The sequence below is a fragment of the Leifsonia sp. 10N434 genome, assembly GCF_056394405.1.
The window spans coordinates 306,446-324,223 of record NZ_JBFTHV010000004.1 but is presented as its reverse complement, the minus strand read 5'-3'; the positions used below and the strand labels follow the sequence as shown (position 1 = coordinate 324,223).

The 17,778-nt window shown below is 68.4% G+C and carries 16 protein-coding genes; 9 read left to right on the top strand and 7 right to left on the bottom strand.

The window, feature by feature from the left end:
- Positions 1-185: 185 nt before the first annotated feature.
- The 3 genes from uriH to AC1DB1_RS12845 are packed head-to-tail and all read left to right on the top strand — an operon-like array spanning position 186 to position 3,505.
- On the top strand, positions 186-1,133 hold the full coding sequence (uriH, locus tag AC1DB1_RS12855) for a uridine-preferring nucleoside hydrolase UriH (protein WP_477201048.1): 948 nt from the start codon (positions 186-188) through the stop codon (positions 1,131-1,133).
- Positions 1,130-2,560 (top strand): uridine transporter UriT, encoded by a 1,431-nt coding sequence (gene uriT / locus AC1DB1_RS12850; RefSeq protein WP_477201047.1) that lies wholly within the window; start codon positions 1,130-1,132, stop codon positions 2,558-2,560. The genes uriH and uriT overlap by 4 nt, the downstream gene beginning before the upstream one ends.
- Before the next feature lie 12 nt (positions 2,561-2,572).
- Entirely contained in the window at positions 2,573-3,505 is a 933-nt protein-coding gene (locus tag AC1DB1_RS12845; RefSeq protein WP_477201046.1) for a PfkB family carbohydrate kinase, read from the top strand.
- An 18-nt stretch (positions 3,506-3,523) separates the two neighbouring features.
- Here the strand turns inward: AC1DB1_RS12845 and AC1DB1_RS12840 are convergent, their stop codons facing one another.
- On the bottom strand, positions 3,524-3,853 hold the full coding sequence (locus tag AC1DB1_RS12840; protein ID WP_477201045.1) for a hypothetical protein: 330 nt from the start codon (positions 3,851-3,853) through the stop codon (positions 3,524-3,526).
- Between the two features lie 123 nt (positions 3,854-3,976).
- Positions 3,977-4,900 carry a DsbA family protein gene (locus tag AC1DB1_RS12835; RefSeq protein ID WP_477201044.1) on the bottom strand — a complete coding sequence of 308 codons (924 nt, stop codon included), beginning with the start codon at positions 4,898-4,900 and terminating at the stop codon, positions 3,977-3,979.
- Between the two features lie 181 nt (positions 4,901-5,081).
- On the opposite strand from AC1DB1_RS12835, the gene AC1DB1_RS12830 reads away from it, so the two are divergent.
- A complete protein-coding gene (locus tag AC1DB1_RS12830; RefSeq protein WP_477201043.1) occupies positions 5,082-7,748 on the top strand; it encodes an excinuclease ABC subunit UvrA in 2,667 nt (888 codons plus the stop codon).
- A gap of 73 nt (positions 7,749-7,821) precedes the next feature.
- Positions 7,822-8,208, top strand: a complete 387-nt coding sequence (locus tag AC1DB1_RS12825; RefSeq protein ID WP_477201042.1) for a DUF4186 domain-containing protein — start codon at positions 7,822-7,824, stop codon at positions 8,206-8,208.
- Here AC1DB1_RS12825 and AC1DB1_RS12820 read toward each other — a convergent pair.
- The 3 genes from AC1DB1_RS12820 to AC1DB1_RS12810 are packed head-to-tail and all read right to left on the bottom strand — an operon-like array spanning position 8,180 to position 10,810.
- Positions 8,180-8,935 (bottom strand): SDR family NAD(P)-dependent oxidoreductase, encoded by a 756-nt coding sequence (locus AC1DB1_RS12820; protein ID WP_477201041.1) that lies wholly within the window; start codon positions 8,933-8,935, stop codon positions 8,180-8,182. The genes AC1DB1_RS12825 and AC1DB1_RS12820 overlap by 29 nt on opposite strands.
- Positions 8,936-8,970: 35 nt before the next feature.
- Positions 8,971-10,197, bottom strand: a complete 1,227-nt coding sequence (locus tag AC1DB1_RS12815) for an MFS transporter (protein ID WP_477201040.1) — start codon at positions 10,195-10,197, stop codon at positions 8,971-8,973.
- Between the two features lie 28 nt (positions 10,198-10,225).
- Entirely contained in the window at positions 10,226-10,810 is a 585-nt protein-coding gene (locus AC1DB1_RS12810) for an NAD-dependent epimerase/dehydratase family protein (protein WP_477201039.1), read from the bottom strand.
- 64 nt (positions 10,811-10,874) lie between these two features.
- On the opposite strand from AC1DB1_RS12810, the gene pdxR reads away from it, so the two are divergent.
- Both pdxR and AC1DB1_RS12800 read left to right on the top strand, forming a co-directional pair.
- Positions 10,875-12,416: a MocR-like pyridoxine biosynthesis transcription factor PdxR gene (gene pdxR / locus AC1DB1_RS12805; protein ID WP_477201038.1), complete on the top strand. Its 1,542-nt coding sequence runs from the start codon at positions 10,875-10,877 to the stop codon at positions 12,414-12,416.
- 163 nt (positions 12,417-12,579) lie between these two features.
- A complete protein-coding gene (locus tag AC1DB1_RS12800; RefSeq protein ID WP_477201037.1) occupies positions 12,580-13,155 on the top strand; it encodes a signal peptidase I in 576 nt (191 codons plus the stop codon).
- Positions 13,156-13,250: 95 nt separating this feature from the next.
- Here the strand turns inward: AC1DB1_RS12800 and AC1DB1_RS12795 are convergent, their stop codons facing one another.
- Positions 13,251-14,699, bottom strand: a complete 1,449-nt coding sequence (locus AC1DB1_RS12795; protein WP_477201036.1) for an MDR family MFS transporter — start codon at positions 14,697-14,699, stop codon at positions 13,251-13,253.
- Between the two features lie 122 nt (positions 14,700-14,821).
- On the bottom strand, positions 14,822-15,571 hold the full coding sequence (gene erm / locus AC1DB1_RS12790; RefSeq protein WP_477201035.1) for a 23S ribosomal RNA methyltransferase Erm: 750 nt from the start codon (positions 15,569-15,571) through the stop codon (positions 14,822-14,824).
- A 196-nt stretch (positions 15,572-15,767) separates the two neighbouring features.
- On the opposite strand from erm, the gene AC1DB1_RS12785 reads away from it, so the two are divergent.
- Together AC1DB1_RS12785 and AC1DB1_RS12780 are read left to right on the top strand one after the other, a co-directional pair.
- Positions 15,768-16,367, top strand: coding sequence for an ArsR/SmtB family transcription factor (locus tag AC1DB1_RS12785; RefSeq protein WP_477201034.1), 600 nt, complete (start codon positions 15,768-15,770; stop codon positions 16,365-16,367).
- A complete protein-coding gene (locus AC1DB1_RS12780; RefSeq protein WP_477201033.1) occupies positions 16,364-17,743 on the top strand; it encodes an MFS transporter in 1,380 nt (459 codons plus the stop codon). The genes AC1DB1_RS12785 and AC1DB1_RS12780 overlap by 4 nt, the downstream gene beginning before the upstream one ends.
- Positions 17,744-17,778 lie beyond the last annotated feature (35 nt).

Genomic DNA, 17,778 nt, shown 5'->3' with positions numbered 1-17,778 from the left:
CTGGGCGCTGTCGATTCCGGGATGATCGCCGCTTCGCGGCTCGAGGAACGAGAATCGTCCTGGAACCGATCACGCGTCGATGCGCACGCACGCCGATTTCGGGTTAAGCGCTTGACGTGATAGGCATTAAGCGCTTAACTCTGCCGGCCCGCATCCGAGGCCGACCCCCGACGAAGTGGAGCCTCATGGGCACGAAGATCATCCTCGACTGCGATCCAGGGCACGATGACGCGATAGCGATGCTGCTCGCGCACGGCAACCCCGACATCGACCTCCTCGCGGTCACGACCGTGGTGGGCAACCAGACCCTGCCGAAGGTCACGCGCAACGCGCTCGCGGTCGCCGAGATCGCGGGCATCACGGGAGTCCCGTTCGCTGCCGGCGCCACGCGTCCTCTGGTCCGCACGATCGAGAACGCCCCCGACATCCACGGCGATTCCGGAATGGACGGCCCCGTGCTCCCCGAGCCGACGCTCGAACTCGACCACCGCCACGCCGTCGACCTGATCATCGACACGATCATGGCCAACGAGCCGAAGACCGTGACCCTGGTTCCCACCGGCGGGCTGACGAACATCGCGCTCGCCGTGCGCAAGGAGCCGCGCATCGCCGAGCGCGTCAAAGAGGTCGTGCTGATGGGCGGCGGCTACCACACCGGCAACTGGAGCGCCGTCGCCGAGTTCAACATCAAGATCGACCCCGAGGCCGCCCACATCGTCTTCAACGAGAGCTGGCCCGTCGTCATGGTCGGCCTCGACCTGACGCACCAGGCGCTCGCCACCCCCGCTGTCGTCGAACGCATCGCCGCGGTCGATACCGCACCCGCGCGCTTCGTACTGGAGCTGCTCGAGTTCTTCGGCGCGACCTACAAGCAGTCCCAGGGCTTCGACTCGCCGCCCGTGCACGACCCCTGCGCGGTCGCCTACGTGATCGACCCGACCATCGTGCGCACCGTCAAGGTGCCGATCGACATCGAGCTCACCGGCACCCTCACGCTCGGGATGACCGTGGCCGACTTCCGCGCGCCCGCCCCCGACGACTGCACCACCTGGGCCGCCACGGAGCTCGACCACGAGCGCTTCTGGGCGCTGGTCGTCGACGCTCTCGAGCGCATCGGGGAGATCGCAGCATGAGCACGGTCGACACCACCGGCAACAAGACAGGCCGCACCCCCGGCTCCACCGTTCGCCTCGGCGCCCTGACCGCCGCCCTCCTCGCCGCGTGCATCGCCTTCCAGCTGAACGCCAGCATGCTGAGCCCGGTGCTCGTCACCATCGCACGCGAGCTGCACACCGACGACGCCTCCGTCGGCCTCTCGCAGACCATGTTCTTCACCCTGGCCGCGCTGTTCTCCCTCTTCCTGCCGCGGCTCAGCGACATCGTCGGGCGCAAGCGCATCCTGGCCGGGATGCTCATCGTCATGATCCTCGGAAGCATCGTCTCGGCCCTCGCCGTCAACCTCCCGATGCTCTACGTCGGCCGCGCCATCCAGGGCGTCTCCGGGCCGGTCGTCCCGGTCTGCCTGCTCATGCTGCGGGCCGAGATCTCCGACCCGAAGAAGTACGGAGCGGCCATGGGCCTGCTCACCGCGGTGAACGGCGGGATCGCCGGCATCGACGCCATCGCCGGCGGCTGGCTCGCCACCGCATTCGGCTTCCGCTCGGTGTTCTGGGTCATCGCCGCCGTCTCGGCCGTCGCCGTCGCACTCGTGTTCCTCTGGGGTGTCGAGTCGAAGCCGTCCGAGGGCACCACGATGGACTGGTGGGGCGTCCTCCCGCTCGTCATCTCGATCGGCGCCTTGCTCACCGCGCTCAACGAAGCGGGCAAGCTCGGAGCGGCCAACGGGGTCATCGTGGTCGGCGGGATCGTCGTCGCCCTGGTCGCGTTCTTCGTGTTCTGGCAGGTGGAGAACCGCCTGAAGCAACCGCTCGTGCCGCCGGCGTACCTGCGCCGCCGCAGCACCTGGGCGCTCCTGCTCACCACGCTGCTGACCATGACCGGCGTCTTCGCCGTGGTCAACGGACTCGTCACCTCGCTCGCCCAGAACGGCGCCGCCGGCTTCGGGATGGAGCCCGACCTCGCGTCGCTCGCCTTCCTCACCCCGTACGCGATCGTCGGCTGGATCGTCGGCCCGTTCGCCGGACGCCTCGCTCCGACGCTCGGCTACCGCAACGTGCTCAGGGTCGGACTCGCCGGCACCATCGTGGCCACGCTGGTCATGGCGTTCGTCGGCGTGCACTCGCTCCCGGTGCTCATCGCGGCGACCGTGCTGATCGGCATCACGTACGCGGGCATCGTCAACATCATGCTCAACGGCCTCGGCATCGTGCTCTCGCCGAGCGACAACCCCGGATTCCTGCCGGGCCTCAACGCGGGTGCGTTCAACCTCGGCGCCGGGCTGAGCTTCGCGATCCTGCCGGCCGTGCAGATCGTGCTGTCTCCCGCATCCGGATCGTCGACGACCGGCTACAGCGCCGGGATGCTCGTGGGCGCGGCGATCACTCTGGTCGCGCTGGCGATCTCGTTCCTGATCCCCAAGCCGGCCTCGGCCGAAGCCTGAGAGGCTGGTGCCATGTCACGGAACGGAATCCTGATCGTCGGCTCGCTGAACGCCGACCTGGTCGTGCGCACCGATCGTTTCCCGGCGCCGGGGGAGACGGTGCGCGGCTCGGCCCTCTCGACCCTTCCGGGAGGCAAGGGGGCGAACCAGGCGGCCGCGGCGGCGCTGCTCGGTGGCGACGTCACGATGCTGGGCGCGGTGGGCGGCGACGCGCACGGCGAACTGCTCCTGGCATCCCTCACGGATGCGGGGTCGGATGTCTCGCAGGTGCGCGTCGTCGACGGTGTGGCGACCGGAACGGCCATGATCACGGTCGACGCGCACGGTGAGAACACGATCGTGGTGAGTCCGGGAGCGAACGACGAATTGTCCGTGGACGACATCGAGGGCAGCGAGAGCTTCGGGGACCGCGCGGTGCTCGGTCTCTGCCTCGAGATCGACCTCGGCGTCGTCGCTGCGGCGGCCGGGCGGGCCCACGCTGCCGGGGCGACGGTGCTGCTGAACCTCTCGCCGTACGCCGCCGTGCCGGCCGACCTGCTCGCCGTGACGGACGTGCTGCTCGTCAACGAGCACGAGGCGTCGCTGCTGCTCTCCGTCGATGTCGAATCGGCGACCCCGTGGGCGGTCGCTGCCGCCTTCGCCGACCACGGCATCCGGCGGGCGGTCATCACCCGCGGCGGGGAGGGGAGCCTGGTGTTCGACGGCGACGAGGTGAGCACGGTGGCGGCGGTCGCCGTCACGGCCGTCGATACCACGGGATGCGGTGACGCGTTCATGGGGGCGCTCGCCGTGCGGCTCGCCGCTGGGGACGGGCTCGCCGACGCGGCCGGCTTCGCCGCCGCCGTCGGCGCGTTCGCCGCGACGAAGGAGGGCGCGCAGTCGTCGTATCCGACGCTCGCCGAACTCGAGGCGTTCCGGGCCGAGAGCGCGCGCGACGACCGCTAGGCCGGCGCCGATCGGGCGCTAGATCCCTTCTTCCTCCACGTCCTCCTCGGTGAGCACGCCCTCATCGACGTCCTCCTGAGGGTCGTGCTCATCAAGGATGGGGGAGGCCTCGCGCGGCATCCCGCCGGTGGGACCGATGCCGGGCCCGGGGAGCATCGTCTCGCCGGCGGCCGCGTCGTTCGTCACGAGTTCGTCGGCGAAATCGGCCGCGGCGATGGGGTCGTTCGCGGCGTAGTCGACTTCGCCGTCGGCGGGGTCGACCCATCCGGCGGTGTCACCCGCGTCGGCGTCACCGAGCTCGGGGATGTCTTCGTCGTACGTGCCGTCGTCGGGGAGGCGGTCTGCCATCACTGCTCCATTCGTCAGGACTGCGCTCGCGCTGTGCTGGCACGCTACACCCGCTGCCGCCGACGCAGAAGGCGGCCGGTACGAGACCGGCCGCCTTTCTGATGACGATGTCGTGCTGGATGCCTACTTGGTCGGCGTCGGCGTCGGAGTCGGCGTCGGGGTGGAGGTCGAGCCAGTCCCGGCCGTCTGAACGGCCGTGCCGACGAACGATGCGAACTGGTTCGCGTCGGTGAAGCCGCCCGAGTAGCGCTGGCCGTTGACGAAGACGGTCGGCGTTCCGAACTGACCGGTGCTCGGGTTGACGATCTTCGGATCGCTGACCACCGCCTTGGTCTGGTTCGTGACGAACGCCGAGAACGTCTGGTCGTTCACGCACTTCGTGATCGCCGACGAACTGACGCCCGCATCCTTGAAGACCTTGAGGATCTCGGCGTTCGTGAGCCCCGTGCCGGTCGATTCATCCGGCTGGTTGGCGAACAATGCACTGTTGACGTCGAAGAACTTGTTCGGGTCGTAGTTGGCGACACAGGATGCTGCGGCCGCGGCCCGGGTCGAGTACTTCTTGTTGTTCGCCGAGTCGAGGATCGCGACCGGGTGGATCTCGAGGGTCGCCTGGCCGTCCGCCATCCATTGCTTCATCTGGTCGGAGTTGGTGGTCTCGAACTGGTTGCAGTACGGGCACTGGTAGTCGAGGTAGATCGTGATGTGCGCCGTCTTGCCGTCGAGCTTCTGCGTGGTCGGCGTCGCCGAGTCGCCCTTGGCGATGGCGGGCGTGGTGACGGCCTCGCTCGCGGTGTTCAGCAGGATGCCGCCGCTGAGCATGTTCTTGGGGTTGGTGACGTTGCCGCTCGCCGAGACGCTCGCGTAGATCACGATGCCGATGATCGCGAGGATGGCGACGACGCCGGTGATGATCGAGCTCTGCAGGATGATTTTGCGGCGCTTCGACTTCTTCGCGGCCTCTTCGCGCATCAGGCGAGCGTGCTCGCGGGCTTCCTCTCGACGGTCGCGCTTATTCGGCCCGGAGGCGCCCCTACCTGTTGCCATGCGGCTTTCATCCCATCGACGGTGAACACTCTTACCGACGATGTTATTGGCAGAATCCTTTGAGCCGCCTGAGGCCGCTACCCCCCGAAGGTCCTGAGTCCCGCCCCTACCGCTTCGATGCGCTGGGGGGATCATGGGTGGGATCGGGTCGATCCGGCGGTGAAGAAGGGTTCACGAGACCATGACGAACGAAACCTCATCGGCGATTCAGCCGGATGTCCAGGTGCGAGGTGCTCGCGAGCACAACCTGCAGAACGTGGACCTCACTGTCCCACGCGATGCCATGGTCGTGTTCACCGGTGTGTCCGGGTCGGGAAAGTCGTCCCTCGCGTTCGGAACGCTCTTCGCGGAGTCGCAGCGCAGGTATCTGGAGTCCGTCGCGCCGTATGCCCGGCGTCTGATCGACCAGGCCGGTGTCCCCGACGTCGACTCGATAACCGGTATGCCGCCGGCGGTGGCGCTGCAGCAGCAGCGCGGTGGGCGAAATGCACGCTCGACGGTGGGCAGCATCACGACGCTGTCCAGTCTCGTGCGGATGCTGTACTCGCGAGCGGGCGATTACCCCGACGGTCAGCCGATGCTCTACGCGGAGGACTTCTCGGCCAACACGGTGCAGGGCGCCTGCCCGGAATGCCACGGCATCGGTCGCGTGTACGCGGTCACCGAGCGGCAGATGGTCCCGGACCCCTCGCTCACGATCCGGGAGCGGGCGATCGCCTCCTGGCCGACGGCGTGGCACGGGCAGAACCAGCGGGACATCCTGGTGTCCCTGGGCTACGACGTCGACACGCCCTGGCGCGACCTGCCGCGCGACGACCGCGACTGGATCCTCTTCACCGAGGAACGGCCAACAGTCCCGGTGTACGCAGGGCTCACGCCGGCGCAGACGCGCAGAGCGCTCTCCGCCCGGATGGAGCCGAGCTATCAGGGAACGTTCGTCGGTGCCCGTCGCTACGTGCTCGACACGTTCGCGACGACCAAGAGCGCGTCGATGAAGAGGCGTGTCGCGGAGTACCTCACCTCCGCCGTGTGCCCGGTGTGCCACGGGAAGCGCCTCAAGCAGGAGGCTCTCTCCGTGACGTTCGAAGGGCTCGACATCGCCGAGTTCTCACGACTCCCGCTCCGCGAGCTCTCCGATCGGCTCGCAGCGCTGGTCGCCGCAGCCCGCGAGGAGCTCGCCACCTCCGGGGTGGCACTCGATGAGGGTGCGCGGCGCGAGGCGACGCAGCAGAGGATCGCCGCGGGCGGAGCGTCGCACGCCGCCTCTCCGGACGTGCGCCGGACCCCGAACCAGTCGGTGGAGAAGCGCGCAGCGGCCGTACGCCTGTCCGCCGAACTGCTGGAGCGCCTGCGCCCCATCATCGACCTCGGGCTGGGGTACCTGTCCCTGCATCGCACGACACCCACGCTGTCCGGAGGTGAGCTGCAACGGCTACGGCTCGCCACCCAGCTGAGCTCCGAGCTGTTCGGCGTCGTGTACGTGCTCGACGAACCGTCGGCCGGCCTTCACCCGCAGGACGTGAACGCCCTCCTGGGCATCCTCGAGGGGCTGAAGAGGAGAGGCAACAGCCTGTTCGTGGTCGAGCACTCGATCGAAGTGATGCGGCACGCGGACTGGCTGGTGGACATCGGACCCGGAGCCGGTGAACGGGGTGGTCACGTCATCTACAGCGGAGCGCCGGATGGCCTCGCGGACGTGGACGAGTCGGTGACGAGACGGTACCTGTTCGGCCGACGCGGGCTGGCTCCACGGACGCCGCGCGAGGCGACAGGGTGGGTGAAGCTCGAAGAGATCACGCGCAACAACCTGCGCAACGTGTCGGTCTCTTTCCCCCTCGGAGCCTTCACCGCGGTGACCGGAGTATCCGGGTCGGGAAAGTCCAGCCTGGTGAGCCAAGTGCTTCCCGCGCTGCTCGGGGACCATCTCGGCCGACCCGTCAACCTGAACGACGACGCTCCAGAAAACGACGATCTGCTTCTCTCGGACGGGCCCGAGGTGCTCGAAGGCACGGTTTCGGGAGATCTTCCCGGCGTCCGTCGGGTGGTCAACATCGACCAGAAGCCCATCGGCCGCACCCCGCGCTCCAACGTCGCCACCTACACGGGCCTGTTCGACCATGTCCGGCGCCGTTTCGCAGAGACTCCCGAGGCCCGGTCGCGGGGATACCGGCCCGGCCGGTTCTCCTTCAACGTGGCCGGCGGCCGCTGCCCCACCTGCGAAGGCGAGGGCGCCGTCATGGTCGAGTTGTTGTTCCTGCCGTCGGTCTACACCGTCTGCCCCGAATGCCATGGCACCCGGTACAAGGACGACACGCTCGAGATCACCTGGCGTGACCGGAACGTCGCCGAGATACTCGCGATGTCCGTGGAGGAGGCCCATGCCTTCTTCGGCGGCGAGAACGAGATCATCCGCTCCCTGACCGCGCTCGTGGACGTCGGACTCGGATACCTGAGGCTGGGCCAGCCCGCTACCGAACTATCAGGCGGCGAGGCACAACGGGTGAAGCTCGCCTCCGAGCTCCAGCGCGCCGAACGCGCCGACACCCTGTACGTGCTCGACGAACCGACCTCCGGGCTCCACTGCGCCGACGCCGACCGCCTCATAGAACACCTGCAGAGCCTGGTGGATGCCGGAAACACGGTGGTCGTGGTCGAACTCGACATGCGGGTCGTCGCCACCGCCGACTATGTCGTCGACCTCGGCCCCGGCGCGGGGGAGAGCGGCGGGACGGTCGTCGCCGCGGGGACGCCCCATGAGGTCGCTGGTGCGGCCCTCAGCGCCTCGGCCCCGTACCTGGCGACAGCTCTCGAAGAGGCATCGCTCACCGCCGAGAGCATCGTCGGATGACGTGCGGACGTCCGTTGCGCACGGTGATGGCGGAGCCGACCGTTGTCGGTGGCTATCGGTAACCTCCTCGACAGTGGATCAGGACCAACTAGACCTCAGGCTGGAGCGGATCGGCCGGATACCCTTCCGAGCCAAGTTCCATCTCCGACCCATCGAGCGCGAATACCTTGCATCCCGCGGCATGGACGCGATCCGTCAGCACGCCCGAGAATTCATCGATGCGAGGCTCGCCCCGGCATCTCCTGCCAAGGATGGCAAGCAGACCCCCTGGGGCGGCCACCCCGTCTTCCGCGCTCAGCACGCCACCGCCACCTGCTGTCGCACCTGCCTGCAGATCAACCACGGCATCGCGAAAGGGCATGAACTGAGCCCCCGCGAGCGTGCCTACGTTGTGGACGTGATCTGTCGATGGATCGAGATCGAGTCGCGCGTCAGGCGGTCCAGCCCCCGTCGAGGGTGACGGTGGAACCGGTCATGAAGTGCGCCTGGTCGGAGGCGATCCAGGCGACGAGACCGCCGACATCCTTCGGCGCCGCGAAGTGGCCGAGTGCCGTCAGCCCGGCGAGGAAGTCGCCCGACGGGGCACTGGCGGGGTTGCCTTCGGTGTCGATCGGGCCGGGCTGGACGATGTTGGCGGTGATCTTGCGTGCACCGAGGTCGCGCGCGAGTCCCTTCGTGAACGCGACCAGGGCAGCCTTGCTCATGCCGTAGACCGAGCCGCCAGGGAACGGGATGCTCTCCGCAGTGACGCTGCCGATGGTGATGATCCGGCCGCCATCCGGCAGGTGCTTCAGCGCCTCGTGGGTGCTGTAGATCGTTCCGCGAATGTTGAGGTTGATGGTCTGCTCGATGTGCTCGTCGGATGCGTCGGTGAAGGGCTCGAACCAGCCTCCGCCGGCGCTGTTGACGAGGATGTCGACGGAGCCGAGTGCTGCTACGGCGTCGCGCACGCCCTGGCGTGCACCGTCCGGGTCGGCGTTGTCGGCGCGGATCGCGACGGCGTCACCACCGGCGTCGGTGATCTGCCGCACGACCTCGTTCGCCCGGTCGGGTGACGACCAGTACGTGATGGCGACGCTCGCGCCCTGCCGTGCCAGCTCGGTGGCGATTCCCGCGCCGATGCCCCGCGAGGCGCCGGTGACGATCGCCGTTTTACCGGCCAGGGTTGTTTCGATTGATGTACTCATGATGATCTCCTTGTTGTGTGCTGCGTGTTTGGTCATCAGTTGCGTCGTTTCCGAGCGACTTGCTGTGCGATCAAGCTGATCGCTGCCAGCACGATGGTGAGGAGGGCATATCCGACGACAGCCGGCACTTGCCCGACGACGCCTGCCAGCTGGCCCTCCACGATGATGGGAACCCCGAACGCGGTGTACGAGACGACGTAGATTCCTGCTACGACGCCAGCGCGCTCCGCCGGTGCTGCATGGGGCAGGATGAGCCGGAGGGCCGCGGTGAAGGACGCTCCGAAGGCGACGCCGGCGATGGCCTGTCCGAGGAACATCAGGAGCAGGCTCTGTGTCAGGACCCCGCCGATTATTCCGGCGGAGCCGACGATCGCGGCGACGATACCGATGGTCATCGCCCGTCTCATGTCCACTCGTGCAAGGGCGAAGCCGGTGATCACCGAGACGGCGGGAGCGATGAAGCCGGCGAGGCCGTTGAGCACCCCGCTCTCGAGGTGGAAGACGCTGCGCACCATGCTCGGTGCAAGCCCACCGGAGAGGCCGGCCAGCATCCAGACCGCGGCCACGACGGGCGCAGCTGCCGCGAACTCGGCGCGAGCCGGCCGGGGGATGCTCACACGCGGAATGAGCGAGCGAGCGGCTCCCGGATTCCGGGGCACCGTCTCGGGTGAGAGCAGAGCCACCCCGACACCGAGGACGGTCAGGACGAGTAGAACAACGAACAGGATGGTATTGGCGTGGGGTGTGAACTGGATGGCGACCCCCGCGAGCAACGACCCGAGCGCGAGCCCTCCTGTTAGTCCGACACTGCCGAGGGTCGCCCCGAGCGCTGCCCGGCCGCGCGGTGAGAACTCCACCAGGGCTGCGGTGAACGCGGCCGTGGCGGCCCCACTGGCCACTCCCTGCACGATCCGGCCCGCGACGACCCAGCTGATGTCGGGCGCGAACAGGAACAGCAGTGTTGCAACCACCTGCACCAGGAGGGCGCCGACGATCACCGGCCGCCGGCCGATGTGGTCCGATAGCGCCCCGAGGGTCAACGCCGCGACGAGGAAGCCGATGGCGTAGACCGCGAAAGCGACCGTGAGCATGGCGGGCGGGAACCCCCAACGCTCTCGGTAGACCACGAGAAGCGGTGTGATGAATCCGGCGCCGAGGTAGAGGCTGGTGAACGCGAGGGTCGTGCCCGCCAGTGCGAACGCGGGCGAGAGGGTGACTCGATGTCGTGGCGGCGCCGGGGCGACTGTCGGTGAGGTGGACACGATGGTCTCCTTGATGTTCGAGGACAGCTCAGTCGGTGATGACGACGACACCGGAGGGGCGGTCGAGCAGCTCGACGGTGCGCTCCGCCGCCCGATCGATCTGCACGCGAGGCTCGGCCGGAACGGCATCCTCGTTGTACGTCCCGGGGCCGTAGAACTGGCCGTAGCTCAGCACCACACCGCCTTCGGCGAGGACAGCGCGTTGGAGTTCTTCGACAGCGAGGGCGTCCGGGCCGTCCGGGAGCTGCCACGCCACCGTCTGCGCGAGCAACTTCGGCGATCCGCTCTCGCGTGCGGCATCGATCAGGTTCTGGTTGCCCTCAGTTCTGATGCGGGCGTTCAGCTCGGCGTGGTCACCGATCTTGGTCACGTCGTCGGGGAGGTCTGTGAGCTCGTTCAGGATGATGTCGGGATTGAATCGGCGGACCGCTTCGATGAGATCGGGTCGGTCGAAAACGTCGACGATGATCGGCTCAGCACCGAGCTGGGCGAGCAGGTCGGCTTTGCCGGCGGAACGAGTCATCCCGCCGACCGTGTGGCCGGCGTCGATGAGGAGGGGGATCAGGCGGGTGCCGATCACGCCGGAAGCGCCGGCGAGGAAGACTCTGGACATGGTTCGTGCCTACTTTCAGTGATCACGGTTCGAGGTGATGACTTGACGGTACGCAGGAAGCGGTATGAGAGTATGGTCCATTCTTATGCGAGAAACGCAGACCAATTCAGGGACGCCGTCGGACGCGCTCTCGGGGCTCGACCTTCTACTCGAGGTGAGTAGGCCGCGGGTTCGCCAGGGCCTCACGAGCGCCCTGAGAGAGGCAGTACGTTCCGGCCGACTCCTTCCGGGTGCTCGTCTGCCGGCCTCCCGAGCCCTCGCCGCGGACCTGGGGATCGCCCGCAGCACAGTGGCCGAGTGCTATGCCGAACTGGTGGCGGAGGGGTGGCTCACCTCTCGACAAGGTTCAGGAACCCGAGTCGCTTCGAGAGCCCATGCAGGCGAAGCCGCCAGACGGTCGAGCGGAGGGACACCCGGCGACAGCAAGATCATTCAGGGGCTCGTGCCTGGAGCTTCAGACTTCGCCGATTTCCCGCGCCAGCAGTGGATGACGGCGGCACGACGCGCACTGTCCGCAGCGCCGCACAGCGCGTTCGGCTACGGCGATCCGGCCGGTCACCCACGACTCCGAGCAACCCTTGCCGAGTACCTCGCCCGTGTTCGGGGGGTCAGTGCCGACCCTGAACGCATCGTCATCTCGTCCGGATTCCACCACGGGCTCGGTCTTGTCGCCCACGCCCTCGCGGCGCACGGGACGACAGCCGTCGCTGTCGAGAGCTACGGGCTGGACCTGTACCGCCAGCTCCTCCACGATTCTGGGCTCGAGATTCCTGCCGTTCGCGTCGACGAACAGGGCGCCCGCACTGCTGACCTGGCCGGTATCTCTGCAGGCGCTGTCCTACTGACCCCGGCGCACCAGTTCCCAACCGGTGTCGCGCTCTCTGCGGGGCGTCGGGGCTCCGCGATCGACTGGGCGCGGTCAACCGGCGGCTTCATCCTCGAAGACGACTACGACGGCGAATTCCGTTACGACCGCGCCCCCATCGGTGCGCTCCACAGTCTCGACCCTGAGCGAGTCGTCTATTTCGGAACCTCGAGCAAGTCCCTCGCTCCCGCATTGCGCATCGCTTGGATCGTCGTGCCGGAGGCCCTGCTGCCGTCGGTACTCGAAGCGAAAGGTCGCGTCGAGATGGTGAGCGTCCTCGATCAACTGACTCTGGCCGAGTTCATCTCCTCGGGCTCCTTCGACCACCACATCCGGTCGCGCCGTAACAACTACCGGCGGCGACGGAGCCGACTCATCGAAGCCCTGGCCGAGGACGTCCCTCAGGTAACCATGGGAGGCATGCCGGCCGGTCTTCAGGCACTCCTCCGGCTTCCGCCGGGAACGGAAGAGGCCGTCGTAGCTGCAGCGACCCGCCACGGACTGGCGGTGAGCGGGCTGGCCCAGTTCCGATATGAACCAGCTGACGCGGGGACACCCGACGACGGCCTGGTCGTGAACTATTCGGCGATCTCCGACAGCACGTGGGACAGAGCCCTCGAGTTGCTCATTCAAGCGCTTCGGGACGGGCTGGGCGTGGCCCGCCCCGGTGGCAAGGCGTTGGCATCGTCTGGGCATACCGTCGGTTCACCCGGCGATACCGGGAGCAGCCGAAGCCGCTGAACGGAACCGTTCCTGAGTCGCCTCGACATTGGAGCTTTGGGGTGATTTGCGTAGCCCGGCGCATTCGCCCCGTAGATCGCGGAGAACCGACCACGGAGGCCAGTGGGGACCGGCAGGGTTGATGCGGCCCGCACCCGAAGCGCCGTGATCCCCGAAGGACCCGATGATCTCCGCCTATCGACTCATCCGCTCCGTGCTGCTCACCGTCGCTGCGGTGATCGGCGTCGCCTCGATCCTGCTGATCGGCGCGGGTGCACTCATGCGGGTCTCGCCGTTGATCGTGATCTCCGGGTCGATGGAGCCCACGATCCCGACCGGCTCGCTGCTGCTCTCCGCCGAGCGTCCGGCGTCCGAGGTGAAGGTGGGCGACATCGTCACCGTCGCGCGGCCGAACGGCGATGGCACGGTCACGCACCGTGTGATCTCGGTCACGAGCGGCCCGGATAAGGCGACAACGCTCGCGCTGCAGGGGGATGCCAACGCGTCGGCAGATCCCGAGCCCATCGTGACGAAGTCGGTCGGACAGCACATCCTCACGGTGCCCGGGTTCGGCTACGTGGCCGCGTTCTTCCAGACCGTGCGCGGGCTCATCGTCGCCGCGCTCCTAGCGCTCGCCCTGCTCGCCCTCTACTTCTTCGAGCCGAAGTCCGGCAAGCCGCAGCACGGTCGCCGACGCCGGCCGAAGAACCACCGGGCCGACACCGCCGGCTCCGCGGACGCGCCGCCGACGAACAGCTGACGTTGAGGGGCGGCAAACGCAGCCAAAATCGCCATTTTGGGTGCGTTTGCCGCCCCTCAACGAAAAAGGTCCCGAACGGAACGGGCGCCGAGGGGTCAGTCGGTGGGTGACGGCGCCTGACGGCTGAGCTCGACGTCTTCGACGCGGGCACGCGGCATGGCGAAGCCGGCCGCGATCGTCAGCACGGCGACCACGGCGACCGCCACGAACACGGCCGTCGACGCCGCCTGCACGGTCGCGGGGTCGTGCTCGCCCCCGGCTGATTCGGCGATGATCGCGTTCGCGATCGCGCCGAACACCGCGACACCGACCGAGCTGCCGATCGAACGGGCGAACAGGTTCGTTCCGGTGACCACGCCGCGCTCGCTCCAGCCGACGCTCGACTGCGCCGCGATCAGGGTCGGGGTGGCGATGAGACCCATGCCGAGTCCGACGATGAAACAGCTGATCGCCACGAACGCGACACTCGGATGCGTGGAGGTGATCGCCAGCGCCAGCGCGCCCACGATGGCGATCGTCGTGCCGAGCAGAGCGGTGTTCCTGAAGCCGATGCGCAGGTAGAAGCGTCCAGACAGCGACGCGGCGATCGGCCAGCCGAGGGTCAGGGCCGCGACCGCGAGCCCGGAGACCAGCGGCGCCACGTGGATCGTCCCCTCGAGATACGTGGGCACGTACGAGGTGAGCCCGATCAGGATGGCGCCGACTCCGAGCGAGATGAGTGTCGTCGTCACGAGCAGGCGCCGTGAGAACATCCAGAGCGGGAGAACCGGCTCGGCCGCCCGCCGCTCGACGAGCACGAACGCCACCAGCAGCAGCGCCGCGAGCACGAACGCTCCGATGCTCCAGAGCGAGTCCCAGGCCCACGCCTGGCCGCCCTCCAGCACCGCCAGGATGAGCAGGCTCATCCCGAGCGTCAGCAGGGTCGCGCCCGCGTAGTCGACCCGGTGGCGCCGCTTCTCGATCTTCTCGTGGAACGTCCGCACCAGCATCCAGGCGGCCAGGATGCAGAGGGGGACGTTGACGAAGAAGATCCAGCGCCACGACGCGAACTGCGAGAACACACCGCCGAGCGTCGGCCCGACGACCGAGGAGATCGCCCACACCGATGCCAGATAGCCCTGCGTCTTGGCGCGCTCGGCCACCGTGTAGATGTCGCCGGCGATGGTGATCGCCATCGGCTGCACGGCACCGGCACCCAGTCCCTGCACGGCGCGGAACGCGATCAGGGCCGGCATGCTCCAGGCGAACCCGCAGAGTACCGATCCGAGCAGGAACAGGCCGATCCCGATCAGGATGATCGGCTTGCGCCCCACCATGTCGCTGAGTTTCGCGTACACGGGCACCGAGGCCGCCTGCGCGAGCAGATACACCGAGAACAGCCACGGGAACTGCGCGAACCCACCGAGATCCTGCACGATCGACGGCACGGCCGTCGCCAGGATCGTCGAGTCGATGGCGACCAGCCCCGTGGTCAGCATCAGCGCGATCAGGATGGGGCCGCGTTCGGACCGGAATCCGACACTGGCGCGGGTGGGAGTCGACATCAGTCTCCAGGCTCGTTCACTTCGTTAGTGCTCTACAACTAGGCGGTCCTGACAACAACGCGGCGGATGGCGCTCCATTCCCGGAAGCGCCCGAATCGTGAGCGGCGCGAGCCGAAAGAACGTCACCGGCCGCCAGCCTGTCTCCACAGCCGCGCCCACTGCTGGGCGTCGAGGTCGCGGGGCAGGGTGCTCGGTGGCAGTCCCTCGCCGCGCATCCAGGCCTTCGCCTCGCCCGGCGCGAAACGCCGCGTGCGATCCAGGATACGCGCGAGTCCGACGCCCGCTCCGGTGAAGACCTGCGCCGCGAAACGCTGGTAGCCGGCGCGATCCTGCACGAGCGGCGCCGGCCGTCGCGCGATGGTGAGCAGCCCGCCGTCCACGGACGGGACGGGGCGGAACGCCCGTGCCGGCACCCGTCGATCGAGCCGGAAGTCGTACCAGGGCCACCAGCTCGCCGTCATCAGCGTCGCGCCGCCGACCCCGGCCCGGCGGCGCGCGACCTCCCACTGCACGAGCAGCACCGCATCCTGCCACGCGGGAGCGGTGAGCATCCGCCGGAGCAGAGCGGTCGTCACGTGGAACGGCACGTTGCCCACGAGCACGTGGGGATGCGCGGGCAGGCGGTAGTGCAGGAAGTCGCCGGTGACGACCTGCACGTGGCGCGGTGTCGAGCGGCGCAGTGCGTCGGCGCGCCGGGGGTCGAGCTCGATCGCGGTGAGCGCGCGTCCGCTGCGCGACAGCGGCCGGGTCAGGGCGCCGTCGCCCGGCCCGATCTCGATGATGGGGCCGTCGGTGGCGTCGACGAGGTGGGAGATGCGGTCGATGGTCGACCGGTCGATGAGGAAGTTCTGGCCGAGGTCATGGCGTGACAAGGGATGCTCCGCAGAAGTGGTTGTCGGAGCCGGGCAGCACGAAGCGCACCGGCAATGGACCCGGTGAGCGGCGGAGCCGAGAGAAGAGAGGTCAGCTCGCCGCTAGTCGCGGCGCAGCCTCATCATGCATGTCCCCATGCGCTCGAGGTTAGCAGCGGGCTTGACGTGAAAGAAAGGGCAGCTCACAATGTGAAACATGTCTTTCACATCTGGCAGACCCGAGGAGCGGCGGCAGATCACCGACGCCCGCGCGCTGCGGGCGCTGGCGCATCCACTGCGGCTCGCCCTGCTCAATCACCTCATGGCGTTCGGCACGCAGACCGCGAGCCAGTGCGCGGAGGTGATCGGCTCCACAGCCTCCAACTGCAGCTACCACCTGCGCTCGCTGGCGCGCTACGGCCTCGTCGAGTCCGTGGATCCGGAGGACGGCCGGGAACGCCCCTGGCGCACGACGGCGACCGGCCTGCAGTTCGGTCGCAGCGAGGAGCCCGGGTTCGCGTACGGCGCGGAATCCGTCGAGCGCGCCCTCATCGAGAAGCAGATCGACGACGAGGCCGAGCTCACCCGGCGCGCGATCGCGCAGCGTTCCGAGCTGCCGCCCGAGTGGCGGGATGCCTCGATGCTCTCCGGCTACGCGCTCCGCGTGACCCCGGATGAGTTGCGTGAACTCGGCGAGAAGCTCGACGCGCTCATCCGGCCCTTCATCGGTCTGACGCGCGAAGATCCGCCCGAGGGCAGCGACGTGGTGGCGCTCCACCTCAACGCGTACCGGCACCCGGACGCGGGCCGATCATGACCGAGCCGACCACCGACGCCACCGCCGGCGACGCGACCCAGCCGACTCAGCCGACCGAGTCGCAGTCGCCCCGCCCGCGCTCGCCGCTGTTCCGGCGCGACTTCGCCCTGGTGTGGGCGAGCAGCTTCGTCTCCGACACCGGCGACTGGCTGCTCATGATCGCCCTCCCGCTGTTCGCCTTCGCCGCGACAGGATCGGCGCTCGGCGCTTCTACCGTCTTCCTCGCCGAGTTGATCCCGATGCTGGTGCTCGGGAGCTTCCTCGGCGTGCTCGTCGACCGCTGGGACCACCGGCGCACGATGATCGTCGCCAACCTCCTGCAGGGCGCCTTCCTGCTCCCGCTGCTCTGGGCGTCGGCCGATCGCATGTGGATCGTCTACGCGATCGCCGCCATCGAGGCCTGCCTGGGCGCGATCGTGAACCCCGCCAAGCAGGCGCTCGTGCCCCGGCTGGTCGATGCGGAGCAGCTCGGGTCGGGGAACGCGCTGATGGCCGTCAGCGACAACCTCTCGCGCCTGATCGGCTCCCCGTTGGGCGGTCTGACGTTCGCACTCGTCGGCCTCCCCGGCGTCGTGCTGATCGATGCGGCGACGTATCTCGTGAGCGCCGGCCTGGTCGCGCTCAGCCGACCCTCCCCGCACGCCGTTGCAGGCACCGCCGCCGCTGGCACCGTCGCCGCGGGCGCCGCCACCGACCCGCACGACGCCCCGCTGCCACGCCTCCACTTCTTCCGGCAGTGGCTCGACGGCATGAGCACGATCCGGCGCGTCCGCCCGCTCGGCGCGGTCACCGCCATCACCACGCTCGGTCAGTTCGCGCAGGGGATCTTCCTCGTGCTCTTCATCGTCTACGTCGTGCAGCAGCTGGGCGCCGGAGACACCGAGGTCGGCCTGCTGCGCGGCGTGCAGGCGATCGGCGGGGTCGCGGGCGGCCTGCTCACCGGGGTGCTCATCCGGCGCTTCACGCCGCGCGCCCTGGTCGGCTGGGGCTACATCGTCTTCGCCGTCATCTCCGCCATCACATGGAACCTGTATCCGGTGACCACGCTGGTCTGGGTCTACGCCGGACTGTTCATCGCGGCGGGCATCCCGGCCGTGGCGACGGGCACCGGCATGATCACCATCGTGCAGCGGGTGACACCACCGGATGCCCTGGGCCGCGTCATCGCCAGCATCACCACGTTCACCGGTGCGGCACAGGGGCTCGGGCTCCTCGTTGCCGGTGTGCTCGCCGAGAAGATCGACGTCGTCGCGATCCTCAACGGCCAAGCGGCCGTGTATCTGCTCTGCGGAGTGCTCGCCCTCGCACTGCTGCGCGAGGCGACGAGCACGCACGCCGGGTCACGCGACACCGAGGTCGGCGCACAGGCCACGTAGACCGGGATGCCCGCGGTGGTGGGCTCCCGACGCCT